At 62.8% G+C, this 13,256-nt stretch carries 14 protein-coding genes; 7 read left to right on the top strand and 7 right to left on the bottom strand.

The features are described 5' to 3' along the window. Positions 1-84: 84 nt before the first annotated feature. Entirely contained in the window at positions 85-1,587 is a 1,503-nt protein-coding gene (gene proP, locus HU737_RS10740; RefSeq protein WP_186557035.1) for a glycine betaine/L-proline transporter ProP, read from the top strand. Positions 1,588-1,673: 86 nt separating this feature from the next. After that, complete coding sequence (locus tag HU737_RS10735; RefSeq protein WP_186557036.1) at positions 1,674-2,567, top strand: PA4780 family RIO1-like protein kinase; 894 nt, start codon at positions 1,674-1,676, stop codon at positions 2,565-2,567. A gap of 202 nt (positions 2,568-2,769) precedes the next feature. On the opposite strand, the gene HU737_RS10730 is transcribed toward HU737_RS10735, so the two are convergent. Continuing rightward, positions 2,770-3,420: an ankyrin repeat domain-containing protein gene (locus HU737_RS10730; protein WP_186557037.1), complete on the bottom strand. Its 651-nt coding sequence runs from the start codon at positions 3,418-3,420 to the stop codon at positions 2,770-2,772. 170 nt (positions 3,421-3,590) lie between these two features. Here HU737_RS10730 and HU737_RS10725 point away from each other — a divergent pair, with 170 nt between their 5' ends. The 4 genes from HU737_RS10725 to HU737_RS10710 all read left to right on the top strand — a co-directional run bounded on the left by HU737_RS10725 (position 3,591) and on the right by HU737_RS10710 (position 6,845). Then, complete coding sequence (locus tag HU737_RS10725) at positions 3,591-4,472, top strand: LysR substrate-binding domain-containing protein (RefSeq protein ID WP_186557038.1); 882 nt, start codon at positions 3,591-3,593, stop codon at positions 4,470-4,472. Between the two features lie 102 nt (positions 4,473-4,574). Then, positions 4,575-5,462 (top strand): pirin family protein, encoded by an 888-nt coding sequence (locus tag HU737_RS10720; RefSeq protein WP_186557039.1) that lies wholly within the window; start codon positions 4,575-4,577, stop codon positions 5,460-5,462. Positions 5,463-5,563: 101 nt separating this feature from the next. Further along, positions 5,564-6,403 carry a DNA-3-methyladenine glycosylase family protein gene (locus tag HU737_RS10715; protein ID WP_264082877.1) on the top strand — a complete coding sequence of 280 codons (840 nt, stop codon included), beginning with the start codon at positions 5,564-5,566 and terminating at the stop codon, positions 6,401-6,403. 175 nt (positions 6,404-6,578) lie between these two features. Beyond that, positions 6,579-6,845, top strand: a complete 267-nt coding sequence (locus HU737_RS10710) for a DUF1652 domain-containing protein (protein WP_186557041.1) — start codon at positions 6,579-6,581, stop codon at positions 6,843-6,845. A 19-nt stretch (positions 6,846-6,864) separates the two neighbouring features. On the opposite strand, the gene HU737_RS10705 is transcribed toward HU737_RS10710, so the two are convergent. The 6 genes from HU737_RS10705 to HU737_RS10680 form a co-directional block, all read right to left on the bottom strand. After that, positions 6,865-7,479, bottom strand: coding sequence for a Yip1 family protein (locus tag HU737_RS10705; protein ID WP_186557043.1), 615 nt, complete (start codon positions 7,477-7,479; stop codon positions 6,865-6,867). Between the two features lie 102 nt (positions 7,480-7,581). After that, the gene (locus HU737_RS10700; RefSeq protein WP_186557045.1) at positions 7,582-7,869 is read right to left on the bottom strand and encodes a hypothetical protein; all 288 of its coding nucleotides are present in this window, start codon (positions 7,867-7,869) and stop codon (positions 7,582-7,584) included. A gap of 126 nt (positions 7,870-7,995) precedes the next feature. Continuing rightward, positions 7,996-8,598, bottom strand: coding sequence for an START domain-containing protein (locus HU737_RS10695; protein ID WP_186557046.1), 603 nt, complete (start codon positions 8,596-8,598; stop codon positions 7,996-7,998). 106 nt (positions 8,599-8,704) lie between these two features. Further along, complete coding sequence (locus HU737_RS10690; RefSeq protein ID WP_186557047.1) at positions 8,705-9,541, bottom strand: bifunctional allantoicase/(S)-ureidoglycine aminohydrolase; 837 nt, start codon at positions 9,539-9,541, stop codon at positions 8,705-8,707. Between the two features lie 133 nt (positions 9,542-9,674). After that, a complete protein-coding gene (locus HU737_RS10685) occupies positions 9,675-11,039 on the bottom strand; it encodes an LLM class flavin-dependent oxidoreductase (RefSeq protein ID WP_186557049.1) in 1,365 nt (454 codons plus the stop codon). A 16-nt stretch (positions 11,040-11,055) separates the two neighbouring features. Continuing rightward, complete coding sequence (locus tag HU737_RS10680) at positions 11,056-12,036, bottom strand: aliphatic sulfonate ABC transporter substrate-binding protein (protein ID WP_186557051.1); 981 nt, start codon at positions 12,034-12,036, stop codon at positions 11,056-11,058. A gap of 275 nt (positions 12,037-12,311) precedes the next feature. Between HU737_RS10680 and HU737_RS10675 the strand changes: the two genes are divergently transcribed. Next, positions 12,312-13,217: an NHL repeat-containing protein gene (locus HU737_RS10675; RefSeq protein ID WP_186557053.1), complete on the top strand. Its 906-nt coding sequence runs from the start codon at positions 12,312-12,314 to the stop codon at positions 13,215-13,217. The last annotated feature ends 39 nt before the right edge of the window (positions 13,218-13,256 follow it).

The following is a 13,256-nucleotide window of genomic DNA, read 5'->3' as shown; positions in this document are numbered from 1 at the left end:
TCCCTTTGTATCTGATGCCTTAGAGCCTGGCCACCAAAACGATGGCAGCCAGGCACAGGACAAGTCAGATACAGAGTGACGGATATGAAATCACGCAAGAAAAGCGTCAAGCCGATTGGCTTGAAAGACATCACCATCGTCGACGACGCCAAGATGCGCAAGGCGATCACCGCCGCTGCCTTAGGCAATGCCATGGAATGGTTCGACTTCGGCGTCTATGGCTTTGTCGCCTATGTGCTGGGCAAGGTGTTTTTCCCAGGCGCCGACCCGGGCGTACAGATGATCGCAGCCCTTGGCACCTTTTCCGTACCGTTCTTGATTCGCCCGTTGGGCGGGCTGTTCTTCGGCGCGCTGGGTGATCGCTACGGGCGCCAGAAAGTCCTCGCCGCCACCATCGTGATCATGTCCCTGAGTACCTTCGCCATTGGCCTGATCCCGTCCTATGCCTCGATCGGCATCTGGGCGCCGATCCTGTTGCTGCTGTGCAAGATGGCCCAGGGCTTTTCGGTTGGCGGCGAATACACCGGGGCGTCGATCTTCGTCGCTGAATACGCCCCGGATCGCAAGCGCGGCTTCCTTGGCAGCTGGCTGGACTTCGGCTCGATCGCAGGCTTTGTGTTTGGTGCAGGGCTGGTGGTGTTCATCTCCGCCATCGTCGGCGAGGAGAAGTTCCTTGAGTGGGGCTGGCGCCTGCCGTTCCTGCTGGCGTTGCCGCTGGGCATCATCGGCCTGTACCTGCGTCACGCCCTGGAAGAAACCCCGGCGTTCCAGCAACACGTCGACAAACTCGAACAGGGCGACCGCGAAGGGTTGGCCTCCGGCCCCAAGGTGTCGTTCAAGGAAGTCGCTACCCAGCACTGGCGCAGCCTGTTGACCTGCATTGGCGTGGTGATCGCGACCAACGTCACCTACTACATGCTGCTCACCTACATGCCCAGCTACCTGTCACACAACCTGCACTACAGCGAAAGCCGCGGGGTACTGATCATCATCGCGATCATGGTCGGCATGCTGTTCGTGCAACCGGTGATCGGCTTGCTCAGCGATAAATTCGGCCGCAGGCCTTTCATCATCTGCGGTAGCGTCGGCTTGTTCATCCTGGCCATCCCGGCGTTCATGATGATCAACAGTGGCGTGCTCGGCGTGATCTTCGCCGGCTTGCTGGTGCTGGCGATCCTGCTCAACTTCTTTATCGGCGTGATGGCCTCGACCCTGCCGGCGATGTTCCCCACCCATATTCGCTACAGCGCGCTGGCCAGTGCCTTCAACATTTCCGTGCTCATCGCAGGCCTCACGCCGACCATTGCCGCCTGGCTGGTGGAAAGCACCAATGACCTGTACATGCCAGCCTACTACCTGATGGTGATTGCCCTGGTCGGCCTGGTAACCGGTGTGACCATGAAGGAAACCGCCAACCAGCCCTTGCGCGGCGCTGCTCCAGCGGCATCCGATATCGAGGAGGCGCGCGAGCTTTTGCAGGAACATCACGACAATATCGAGCAGAAAATCGAAGACATCGATCAGCAAATCGCCGAGCTGGAGGCCAAACGCAAGCATTTGGTACAACAACATCCGCGTATCGAATAGCGGCGGAGCGAGCAAGTCGGTTCAGGCTGTGAGAGGATGGCCGGCAAACCCAGTGTCTGGCAGAACAGGACCCCGAATTAAACCTGATGAAGACTCCAAAACGGATTGAACCGCTGATCGAAGACGGGCTGGTCGACGAAGTACTACGGCCGCTGATGAGTGGTAAGGAAGCAGCGGTCTATGTAGTGCGCTGCGGCACCCAGGTGCGCTGCGCCAAGGTCTACAAGGAAGCCAACAAACGCAGTTTCCGCCAGGCCGCCGAGTACCAGGAAGGGCGCAAGGTGCGCAACAGCCGCCAGGCCCGGGCCATGGCCAAGGGGTCCAAGTACGGCCGTAAAGAAGCCGAAGACGCCTGGCAGAACGCCGAGGTGGCGGCCTTGTTCCGTCTGGCTCATGCCGGCGTGCGGGTGCCCAAGCCGTTCGATTTCCAGGACGGCGTATTGCTGATGGAACTGGTGGTGGACGAGGACGGCAACGCCGCGCCGCGCCTGAACGACGTGCACCTGGAGCCTGAGCAGGCGCGCGAGTACCACGCTTTCGTGATTCGCCAGATCGTGCTGATGCTCTGCGCAGGCTTGGTGCATGGTGATCTTTCCGAGTTCAACGTGCTGCTTGGCCCGGACGGTCCGGTGATCATCGATTTGCCCCAGGCGGTGGATGCTGCGGCCAACAACCATGCCTTCAGCATGCTTGAGCGCGATGTGGCGAACATGAGCGGCTATTTCGGCCGTTTTGCCCCGGAGCTCAAGGCCACCCGTTATGCGCGGGAAATGTGGTCGCTGTTCGAGGCTGGTGAGTTGCTGGCCGATACGCCGTTGACCGGGCAGTTCAAGGACGACGACCACGATGCCGATGTCGGTGGCGTGCTGCGCGAGATCGAAGCGGCGAGGCTCGATGATGCCCGCCGTCGGGCTGCCCGAGAGGAGGCTGAGCATGGGCCGGTCAAGGCCGAGGAACCGCCACCGCCCTGGATGCAATAACGTCAGTGCCGACCTCTTCGCGGGCAAGCCCGCTCCCACAGGTTCTTGTGCTGGTCTGTAGGGGGGGTGACCTGTCTGGGGAATACTCGGCGGGGGTCAGGTCTGGCCTCTTCGTGGGTCGCCGGCACACGGGTAAGCGTCGCTCACCAAGGCAACAGGGTGAGCGGGTTTACCCGCGAAGGGCCGTAGCGCAGCGCCCGTTCTATTTGTTGAGCAGTTGAACCATCTCCTGATAACCGCGCTGGCGCGCATGCTCCAGGGCGCTAACGCCGTCCTTGTCAGCGATCGTCGGATCAGCGCCGGCTTGTAGCAGCCGCCGCACGATCTCCACATGGCGCGGCCCGCCATCGCCGAGGATTACCGCCTCCAGCAGGGCGGTCCAGTGCAGGCGATTGAGGTGATTCACATCCACCCCGGCATCGATCAGCATCTGCACGGTTTCAACATGGCCGCGCTCAGCCGCAGGGATCAAGGCGGTACCGCCATAGCGGTTGGTGCTTTTGAGGTCGGCGCCATGTTCGAGGGTCAGGCGCAGGATGTCGTTGAGCCCACGCGCCCCGGCGTACAGGTAGGGGCTGTCGTGGATATTGTCTTTGGCATTCACATCGGCGCCGGCCGCGATCAGTGCCTGCGCCGCTTGCAGTTGATTGGCCTGGGTCGCGACCAGCAGCGCAGTGCGGCCCTGCGCGTCCCTGGCCTCCAACGGCGCACCCTGATCCAGCAGGCGCTGCACGGTTAGCCCATCGCCCCGGTGGGCAGCGTCGATCAAAGAGTCGGTCATCGTAGTCTCGGCATAAGCGGTTAAGTTGCAGCAGCTAAGCAGCATCAGCAGTGCAGCGCAGGGTAGACGCATGCGGCGGCTCCTGTTCAATGAATGTCCATCCTAGAAAAACCGCGTGAGGGGTTGAAGTGATTTATCTGGATGGCATGCAGTGCCGTTGTGAATGGGGCGCTGATAGCGCTGGTCGGCAGCCGGTGGGCGTGTTAGAACTCACGCTTGTCATTTACAAGTTGAATAGCGCGATGTCTGTTAGCGTGAAATCGAATAGAGCCCTGTTCGACCTCGACCTGCTGCGGGCCATTGTCGTGGTGGCCGATTGCGGCAGCTTCACCACGGCAGCGGCAAGGCTGCACTCGACCCAGTCGACCATCAGCCAAAAAGTACGCCGGTTGGAAGAGATGGTCGGCCATCGTCTGCTGGTACGCGGCAACCGTGACGTACTGCCCACCGACGCCGGTCAGACCCTGCTTGGCTACGCCCGGCACATGCTGGCGTTGAACGATCAGATGCTCGAGGCCCTGGCCGGCGCCATGGTCGGTATGACTGTGCGCCTGGGGGTTCCGGAAGACTTCGTCGGCGGCCGCACGACCAACGCCTTGTCGGCCTTCAGCCGCCAGCATCCGCAGGTCAAGCTGGAAGTCACCAGCGGGCTGTGTCGCGACCTCAGCCAGGCCTACGACAATGGTGAACTCGACCTGGTGCTGCTCAAGCAGCGACGCAACAGTCGTGAAGGCGTGGCGTGCTGGCCGGAGCGTTTGCAGTGGATCGACAGTGCGCGCCTGCCTGCCTTCGATCTGGATCCCATACCGTTGGTGACCTTCCCACCCCGTGGCCTGTACCGCGACGATATGATCAGCGCCATTGAGGGCATCGGCCGGCGCTGGCGCATCAGCTTTACCAGCTCCAGCCTCAGCGGCATTCAGGCGGCGGTGGCCGATGGCATGGGCGTCAGCCTGCTACCGCCGCGCGCGGCCACTGCTGAACATCGGGTACTCGGCGCGGTGCAGGGGTTGCCCGAGGTCGACAGCTACGAGATCGTCATCGTGCACCGGCCCACGGCGGACGTGATGGTCAAGGCCCTGGCCGAGGTGCTTACGGAGTTACTGGCAATGCAGGCGATCTGAGGTTGATGTTCCATAGATGGGACGATGAGTGCTGTTTTGGCCATCTACCGCGCCATTGGCACTATAGGTAAGGTTATACCCAGCCGAGAGAGGAGACATCTCATGAAAAAGATTCTGGGTATCCACCAAAACCCCAATGCCCACTGGGTAGGCGACGGTTTCCCGGTGCGCAGCCTGTTCACCTACGACCACCTGGCCAGCAAGATCAGCCCGTTCCTGCTGCTCGACTACGCCGGGCCCCATGACTTCACCCCGACCAACGCCCGTCGCGGGGTTGGCCAGCACCCGCATCGGGGCTTCGAGACGGTGACCATCGTCTATCAAGGCGAATTGGAGCACCGCGACTCCACCGGCGCCGGTGGCCTGATCGGGCCGGGCGATGTGCAGTGGATGACCGCCGCCAACGGCATCATCCATGAAGAGTTCCATTCTCCGGCCTTTGCTCGCAGCGGCGGCGCCCTGGAAATGGTGCAGTTGTGGGTCAACCTGCCAGCCAAGGACAAACGTGCTGCGGCGGGCTACCAGACCCTGCTGTCGACGGATATCCCGGTGGTCGCGCTGGCCAACGATGGCGGTACTTTGCGTGTGATTGCCGGTCATTACCAAGGCCATGCAGGCCCGGCGCGGACCTTTACCGCGATGGACGTCTGGGACATGCAGCTCAAGGCAGGTGCCGAACTGCAATTGCCCGTGGCAGAGGGCCGTAACGCCGCATTGGTAGTGCTGCGCGGCAGTGTCCGGGTCAATGACGAGCGCGATGCAGGCCCTGCCAGCCTGGTGTTGCTGGATCGCTCGGGTGAACAGGTGCACGTGCAAGCGCTGAACGACGCCGTAGTGCTGCTGCTCAGCGGCGAGCCGATCGATGAGCCAATTGTCGGATACGGCCCGTTCGTGATGAACAGCCAGGCAGAAATCGCCGAGTCATTCGATGATTTCCATGCAGGGCGTTTCGGCCTGATGGCCGATGCAGGGGAGGGGGCGCCGCATTGATCACCCGCTTGTCCCGCTTGCAGGCCGTGCGCCGTAGCGTACGGCCCAAGGGCGGGGCTTGCCTGTGGCTGCGTTACCGCGCCCCTTACGACTGGCCGGCAATGTTGGCCTTCTTGGCTGCGCGTTGCATTCCCGGGATCGAGCGCTGCCAAGGTGAGGTGTACCGGCGCAGCTTCGAGTGGTGCGGGCGCCCGGGGACAGTGCAGGTGTCGCCGGCGAACGGCGCGCAGCTGCGGGTGGAATTGTCTGGGGTTGCCCCTGGCGCTGTAGCTGCGCTGGTCGCGCGCCTGCGCCGGGTGTTCGATCTGGACGCAGAGCCTGCGCGCATCCAGGCCGAACTGGGGCGCGATGCGCTGATGGCCCAATTGTTGGCCCGCCGCCCTGGCCTGCGCGTCGCGCAGGGTTGGGACGGCTTCGAACAAGCCATGCGCACGGTACTGGGTCAGCAAGTCACGGTCGCCGCCGCCATGACCCTGGCCGGTCGCCTGGTCCAGCGCCATGGTCAACCGCTGGCGTTGGCGGCAGCCGGGCTGAGCCATGTCTTCCCTCGTGCAAGCGCAATCGCTGGCCTGACGCTGGAGGGCCTGGGCATGCCGCGTGCTCGCGCAGTCACACTGACCACCTTGGCCAACGCCTTGTTGGCCAGCCCTGATCTACTCGATCCTGGCCAGGCGTCACATACCGCGCTTGAGCGCCTGCTCAAGCTCAAAGGGATCGGCCCATGGAGCGCGCAGTACCTTGCGCTGCGCCAACTGGGTGACGCCGATGCGTTACCGCTGGGTGATGTGGCGTTGATCAAGGCGCTGCAGGTGTTGGAAGGCGTGGAGGCAGATTTGGCCCACCGCGCTCAAGCCTGGCGACCGTGGCGAGCCTATGCGGCGCAGCATTTGTGGACTTCATTGAGTGATCTGCGACCGCCCGTCGCGTCACAGGCGCAGTAGAACGAACGGTCGCCGCCTGGCGGGGATCTTCCACTAAGGTGCTAGAGGATTGCTTGCGCTGGGATTGTTCTGGCAAATGGACGGCCGCTTGAACATGCGCACTATCAATTGGCGTCTCGCCCGCTGACGGCGTAATTAAACATAACAGGCCATCCGATGAAGAGAGGGTCGTACCATGTCGTTGATTGGTGTTTCGATGCTGGAAATGCGTCAGATCATTGAGCAAGCCTGCCTGCCAGACCGTTGTGAAGTCAGTTGCCCCGATGGCGCCCACCTGACCATTCGGCTCGGTGACGGGCAGAGTCTTGAGGATTGTGTGACCCTCACCGATGTGCCGGTCGCAAACCTCAATAGTTGTCGTGATCTGGTAGGGCTAGTGGCACAGCTTCGCGCTGAGCAGCGCCTGGCCCATCATGTCACAGCGGCCAGGGCCATCGCCTGAGCGCTGTCGGTTGCCCCGGTCAGCCAAGGTTGGCCGGGCGCACATATTCAGGCATCAAGGTGTTGAACCAGAACAGGATCATCGACACCAGGATGGTCACCATCAGCAATAGGCCCACTCCCCACACGCAGGTGGCGAACAGCATGGCCTGCTCCTTGCGCAAGCGCAGAAACGTCTGCAACCCCCCATACAGCAATACGGTGGCGTAGGCCGATGCCGCTGCCAGCGCCGCAACAGCCAGCCAGCGCATGGGGACCAAGCCCACCACTCCCGCAACAAACCATGGCGTGGCGCAATACGCAGCAAAGCCGATGCACTGATTGAGCGTTGGTTGGGCATCGAAGCCGCGTGACATCCAGCGGATCATCACGCCCATGATCATCACGCCGACCACCGTGGTGGCATAAAGCAAACCGCTTAGTTGAGTGGCACTGGCCACGCTCAAGCGCACCCGCTCTTCACCGGCCAGGCTCCAGCCGAACTGAGTGGTGCCGACGAACAGGCATAACGCGGGGATCAGCGCCATCGCCAACAGGCGAGGCAGGTATTGCTGCGGATGGGCTTCCTCGGCATGGCGGATATCCAGCCAGGCGTCAGCGGGGTGAATGAAGAGCTTGAGCAACGGACTGTTCATGGCGATCTCCTCAAGGCTTTCGCGCTAGGACAAGCGGATCCTCTTTCAATGGAGAAGCGCGGTGGCGGCTGGGTTCAGCTTAATTGCCTGCCACTGATCGCCTTACTGCAGTTCGAGCAGCAGGTTCAACCCGCCATCGCCACAACGGCCATGATCGCGTACCACGCCACAGTAGCTGCGACCATCCCAGATGAATGCCACGCTGTGGGCGCGGTCGAGCTTGGCGGGTAACGGCGGTGACACATGCAAGCGCAACGCTGGGCAGCCTTGCAGGTTGATGGCGGCCAACTGCACATGGCATTCGACACGTTGGGCCACCGGGCCGAACAGGGTGTCGCGGACAAAGTCCAGCTCAAGGCATGCACTGGAAGCGCGATAGGTACTCTTCATAGCGCTTCGAGAGATAGAAAAGTCATAAAGAGGCTCCTGGCGAAAGATGACGAGCATCATTGTTTTGAAGCCAGGCCGGTAAAGTCGTTCCAAACATTTCACCAACGGTCATCCGATCGTTCGCGCTCAGGGTTGGCGCTCGGCGACGGCGCGCAGGGTGCGCAAGGTCACCAGTGGCGCATCGATCACGAACCGATTGGCCAGCCAGCCCGGCACATCGCCGGCGGGGTCGGCCTGCAACTGATAGGTGACCTCGGTCTCGCGCTCGCCCAGTGGACGCATGATCCATTCACCCTGCAGCCGGCGCACGCGGATCAAGCCTTGCACCGGGGGCAGCTTGCTCGGCTCTGCGCTCAGATGGCGCACCAGCGTGCCGTCGTCCAGGCGCTCGCTGCGCACCTTGAGGACGATGTCGCGGGGTTGCGCTGGCCAGGGCAGGTCGGTCGTGAGGTAGACCCAGGTGCTGTCGCCGTCGACTTGCAACAGGCGCATCTGGGCGCAGGCATACAACCATTTGCAGGCTACCCGCAGGTTTTCCTGCAGATCTACCAGCGTACGCACGCTGGCCTTGATTCGGGTGACGCCGCGAAACTGTTGATAGGCGGAACTGGGCACGGCGCTCAGGTAGACATCGATGCCGTCTTGTTGGTGCGCCAGGCGCCAATCATCGGCATGAACGTTGAGCGGGAGCAGGAATAACAAAGCGACCAGCAGGCGGGGGCGGGGCATGGTCGTGGGCCGCTGTTGAGGGTATCGATTTCTAGTATGGCCAAAAACTTCGAAGGGGTGGCAGATATTGGGGCCGCAGCGCAGCCCCAATATTCTCAGCCTGAACTCAACGCTTTGGGTTGAGGGTCAGGTGCACATGACGGTTAACGTCCTTGTACAGCAGGTAGCTGAACGGACCTGGACCGCCGGAGTAGCACGCTTGCGGGCAGAAGGCGCGCAGCCACATGAAGTCACCGGCTTCAACCTCGACCCAGTCCTGGTTCAGGCGATACACCGCCTTGCCTTCCAGTACGTACAGGCCGTGTTCCATGACGTGGGTCTCAGCGAACGGAATCACACCGCCTGGCTGGAAGGTCACGATGTTGACGTGCATGTCGTGGCGCATATCGGCCATGTCGACGAAGCGGGTGGTTTTCCACGCGCCTTCGGTGCCCGGCATCTCGATCACCTGGGCCTTGTCGCGGTGGGTGACGAAGGATTCTGGCAGGTCCAGGCCTTCGACCTTCTGGTAGTGCTTGCGCAGCCAGTGGAAGGTGACGTTGGCCTTGCTGTGGTTGCGCAGGCTCCACTCGGCGCCCGGGGCGATGAACGCATAGCCGCCTGGGGCCAGGGTGTGGGGCTTGCCTTCCAGGGTGATGTCGATCTCACCCTCGACCACGAACAGCACCGCTTCGGCATTCGGGTCCAGCTCTGGGCGCTCGCTGCCGCCTTCTGGCGCGACTTCGACGATGTACTGCGAGAAGGTCTCGGCAAAACCGGTCAGCGGACGGGCGATGACCCACATGCGCATCTTGTCCCAGAACGGCAGGTGGCTGGTGACGATGTCACGCATCACGCCCTTGGGGATGACGGCATAGGCTTCGGTGAACATGGCACGGTCAGTCAGCAGCTCGGTTTGAGCGGGGTGCCCACCGTGAGGGGCGAAGTAGGAGTGATTCGACATGGACAGTCTCGACTTGTTGTTCTCTCCCCGTGCCGGAAACCGCACCGGCCGGTGCGCCGCAGGGGATGCACGGACAGGATAGGGTCCGTGCACTGCCATCCACAAATTAAATGTTGAAATACCCGGTATTTGATTACTGAATGCTGACGTTGCGCCCCGCATGCTGCTCCGGCAGGCGATCGCCTTGGCCGAACAGCTTGTGGCGCAAGCTGCCGTCCTGATAGGCAAGAGGATAGCGGCCACGGCGCTGCAGCTCGGGCACCAGCAGCTCGACCACGTTGTGCAGATCGTCCGGTTGCACCGCGTAGGTCAGGTTGAAGCCGTCGATGCCGGTCTCATCCAGCCACACCTCGAGTTGATCGGCCACTTCGCTGGCACTGCCCACCAACACCGGGCCGCGTCCGCCCAGGCCAATGAACTCAGCAGCCTCGCGCACCGTCCAGCGGCGGTTCGGGTCGGCTGCGGTGAAGGCGGCCAGGGCCGCCCGGCCGGCGTCATTTTCGACGTACTCGATCAGTGCATCCGGGTCGAGCCCGGCGAAGTCGATGCCGGTCCAGCCAGACAGCAGGGCCAGCGCGGCGTCGAGGTCGACATAGCGCCGGTACTCGGCAAAACGTGCCTGGGCCTGTTCGCGGCTGTGGCCGACGATCAGCAGCGCTTGGGCGTAGATCAGTACCTCGTCGCGACCACGGCCAGCCGCGGCGCTGGCGTGGCGCACGCCGTCGGCATAGCGGCGCAGCACCGTCGGCGACGGGCCGCTGATGAACACGCACTCGGCATGCTGCGCGGCAAACGCCTGACCGCGTGCCGAGGCGCCGGCCTGGAACAGCACCGGGGTGCGCTGGGGTGAGGGCTGGCACAGGTGCATGCCGGGGACCTGGAAGTGCTGGCCATGATGGCCGATTGGGTGTACGCGGGACGGATCGATGTAGCGCCCGCTGTCCCGCTCAAGCAGTACCGCGTCGTCGTCCCAGCTTTTCTCCCACAGTTTGTACAGCACTTGCAGGTACTCATCGGCCAGGTCGTAACGCTGGTCGTGGCCCAGCTGGCGGTCCAACCCCAGGTTGCGCGCGGCGCTGTCCAGGTAGCCGGTGACGATGTTCCAACCGACCCGGCCGTTGCTCAGATGATCGAGGGTCGACATGCGCCGGGCGAAGGGGTAGGGGTGTTCGTAGGTCAGCGAGAATGTCACGCCAAAGCCCAGGTGCTCGGTGACCCCGGCCATGGCCGGGACCAGCAGCAGCGGATCATTCACCGGCACCTGCACGCCACCGCGCAGGGCCGCCTCTGGACCGCCCTGATAGACGTCGTAGATACCCAGTACGTCAGCGATGAACAGCGCATCGAACAGGCCGCGCTCCAGCAGGCGAGCAAGGTCGGTCCAGTAGTCCAGGCGATTGAACTGCACGCTGGTATTGCGTGGGTGGCGCCACAAGCCTGGCGACTGGTGGCTGGCGGCGTTCCTGCTGAAGGCGTTGAAACGGATCGGGCGTGACATCCAGGTCTCCTTGGCGTCAGGGCAGCACGGCGGTTGGATAGACCGCGTCAGCCACGCTGAGCTTGTGCGGGATCAGGCCCAGGCCCTGGAAGGTGTCGGCCAGCTTTTGCTGCTCGGCGACGATCTGCGGGGTGATCGCTACCGCGTTGTAGTTGCGCCGTTCGCTGGCCACTTCCAGCACGTTGGCGCTGATGCCCAGTTGCGGTGCCAGCAGGCTAGCCACCTCGGCAGGCTTGGCATTGGCCCACTGGCTGACTTTGGCCAGCTCGCTGAAGAAGGTCTTGAGCAGCTCGCGGTGTTGGTCAGCAAAAGCTGCTGTGGAGAGATAGAAGGTGCGGTTGTTGCTCAGGCCACTGCCATCACGCAGGTTCTTCAGGCCCGGTTGCTGCTCGGCGGCGGCCAGGAACGGATCCCACAGGGTCGAGGCTTGTACGCTGCCCGACTGCAGGGCGGCGACGGCGTCGGCGGCATTGTTGACGTAGGCTGGGGTGATGTCCTGGTAGCTCAGGCCGGCTTGCTGCAGGGCCACGGCCAGCAGGTATTGGGCGTTCCAGCCACGACCGGTGGCGACGCGCTTACCTTTGAGGTCTTGCACGCTGGCGATGTGGTCCTGCTCGCGCACCACCAAGCCGATGCCGCGCGGGTAGGGTTGTTCGGCGGCCAGGTAGACCACCGGCTTGCCTGCGGCCTGGGCGAACACCGAGGGTGCATCGGCCGCGTGGCCAAGGTCGATGGCGCCGGTACTCAGTGCTTCGAGCAGTTGCGGGCCGGCGGCAAATTCATGCCAGCTGACCTTGACGCCTTGCGGCGCGAGGGCCTTTTCCAGGGCACCGCTGCCCTTGAGGATATTGATGCTGTTGAATTTCTGGTAGCCGATGCGCAGGGTCTTGGCGTCGTCGGCAACCGCACTGGACCAGGGCAGCAGGGCGCTGGCAACGCTGGCCAGCAGGCCGCCGAGCAACAGGCGGCGCAGGGGGGAGAAGGCACGGGTAGGCACGGGATGGGCTCCTGATCAGGCGCTGGAAAAATGACCTGAGAGTAAGGAGCAGGCTTGAGGCTTTCAATTTCTTAATTCCATTTGGTTAGAATGTTTTGTTATTTTTATATCCTTTTGTGGTATGGCCAGGAGTGGTCTGGCCAGGCCATTGCGTGAACGCCACATGGGCCGCGCTCGCTTTTCACAACGCTGGAGAACGCAAGCCGGCAACGCTCCCACGACATTTTTTTCACATCCCCTTGCTAGCATCGCCTGCTCTCAGAGGAGTCGACTGGATGTTGCAGGTGTTGCGCAAGCGCGGTGTACGAATCACCTTGGGTGCCACGGCTGCGGTCGTGGTCAGCGCGCTGGGCTTTTTCGCCTGGCAGGGTTTCTACCCGGTGCAAGCGACCACGGGCTGGCAGGTCAGCGTGCTGCACACCTCGGTCGCCAAGGCCGCCTCACTGCTACCGCAAGCCGATGGCAGCCTGCTGGTCAGTCGCGAGCTCGACGATGGGCGCGGTAGCATCCTCAAGATCACCGCCCAGGGTGACCGGGTGGTGGTGGTCGACGGCCTGTCCAAGCCCGATGGCATGGTGGCCGTCGAAGGCGGCTGGGTATTCAGCCAGGAAGGTGGCAAGGCGCCGGTCAGCCTGCAGCGTGACGGCAAGATCACCCCGTTGTTCGAAGGCGAGAGCGTGCAGGGCTTGTGGAACGATGGCGATTACCTCTACGCCATCGAGGACCGTCGCGGCAATGGCCGGCTGATGCGCTACGACTGGCACAGCGGCCAGCTCGATGTCCTGCGCTCAGGCCTGACCGAGACCGAGGGTCTGACCCGTTGCCATGATGGTCGGCTGCTCTACACCCAGAAGGGCGAGGGCAAGGTTCGCGCACTCAGTGATGACGGCAACGACCCGGTCGTGGTGCAAGGCCTGCGCAATCCGACCTTTCTCATGTGCGACCAGCGCGGCCTGTGGATCAGCGAAGACTCCACCCACCGCGCCCGCTTGCTGCTGATCGATGCCCAAGGCCAGCGCCAGACCATGCTGTCGTTCCTCAAGGCGCCGCAGGCGATCGTCGCCGACGGCAAGGGCGGTTATCTGCTGGCCGAAGGCGGGCGTAATCGCGTCTTGCACCTGATGCCGCCCGCTGAGCAGAAGGTTGCCAAGGTCAGCCCCAAGCAGCTGACAGACGACTGACAAATGGACCAGTTACGGATTTGTGCAGCCAATGGCGTT

Source organism: Pseudomonas urmiensis (assembly GCF_014268815.2).
GTDB classification, from domain to species: domain Bacteria; phylum Pseudomonadota; class Gammaproteobacteria; order Pseudomonadales; family Pseudomonadaceae; genus Aquipseudomonas; species Aquipseudomonas urmiensis.
Note: the sequence above shows the minus strand (reverse complement) of the source record. Positions and strands in the feature narration are given on the sequence as shown.

Coding starts and splice junctions, on each gene's coding strand:
- proP (WP_186557035.1), top strand. CDS start 85: ATGAAATCACGCAAGAAAAGCGTCAAGCCGATTGGCTTGAAAGACATC.
- HU737_RS10720 (WP_186557039.1), top strand. CDS start 4,575: ATGAAAAAGATTCTGGGTATCCACCAAAACCCCAATGCCCACTGGGTA.
- HU737_RS10690 (WP_186557047.1), bottom strand. CDS start 9,541: ATGTCGAATCACTCCTACTTCGCCCCTCACGGTGGGCACCCCGCTCAA.
- HU737_RS10710 (WP_186557041.1), top strand. CDS start 6,579: ATGTCGTTGATTGGTGTTTCGATGCTGGAAATGCGTCAGATCATTGAG.
- HU737_RS10675 (WP_186557053.1), top strand. CDS start 12,312: ATGTTGCAGGTGTTGCGCAAGCGCGGTGTACGAATCACCTTGGGTGCC.
- HU737_RS10725 (WP_186557038.1), top strand. CDS start 3,591: ATGTCTGTTAGCGTGAAATCGAATAGAGCCCTGTTCGACCTCGACCTG.
- HU737_RS10735 (WP_186557036.1), top strand. CDS start 1,674: ATGAAGACTCCAAAACGGATTGAACCGCTGATCGAAGACGGGCTGGTC.
- HU737_RS10695 (WP_186557046.1), bottom strand. CDS start 8,598: ATGCCCCGCCCCCGCCTGCTGGTCGCTTTGTTATTCCTGCTCCCGCTC.
- HU737_RS10705 (WP_186557043.1), bottom strand. CDS start 7,479: ATGAACAGTCCGTTGCTCAAGCTCTTCATTCACCCCGCTGACGCCTGG.
- HU737_RS10730 (WP_186557037.1), bottom strand. CDS start 3,420: ATGCGTCTACCCTGCGCTGCACTGCTGATGCTGCTTAGCTGCTGCAAC.
- HU737_RS10685 (WP_186557049.1), bottom strand. CDS start 11,039: ATGTCACGCCCGATCCGTTTCAACGCCTTCAGCAGGAACGCCGCCAGC.
- HU737_RS10715 (WP_264082877.1), top strand. CDS start 5,564: ATGTTGGCCTTCTTGGCTGCGCGTTGCATTCCCGGGATCGAGCGCTGC.
- HU737_RS10700 (WP_186557045.1), bottom strand. CDS start 7,869: ATGAAGAGTACCTATCGCGCTTCCAGTGCATGCCTTGAGCTGGACTTT.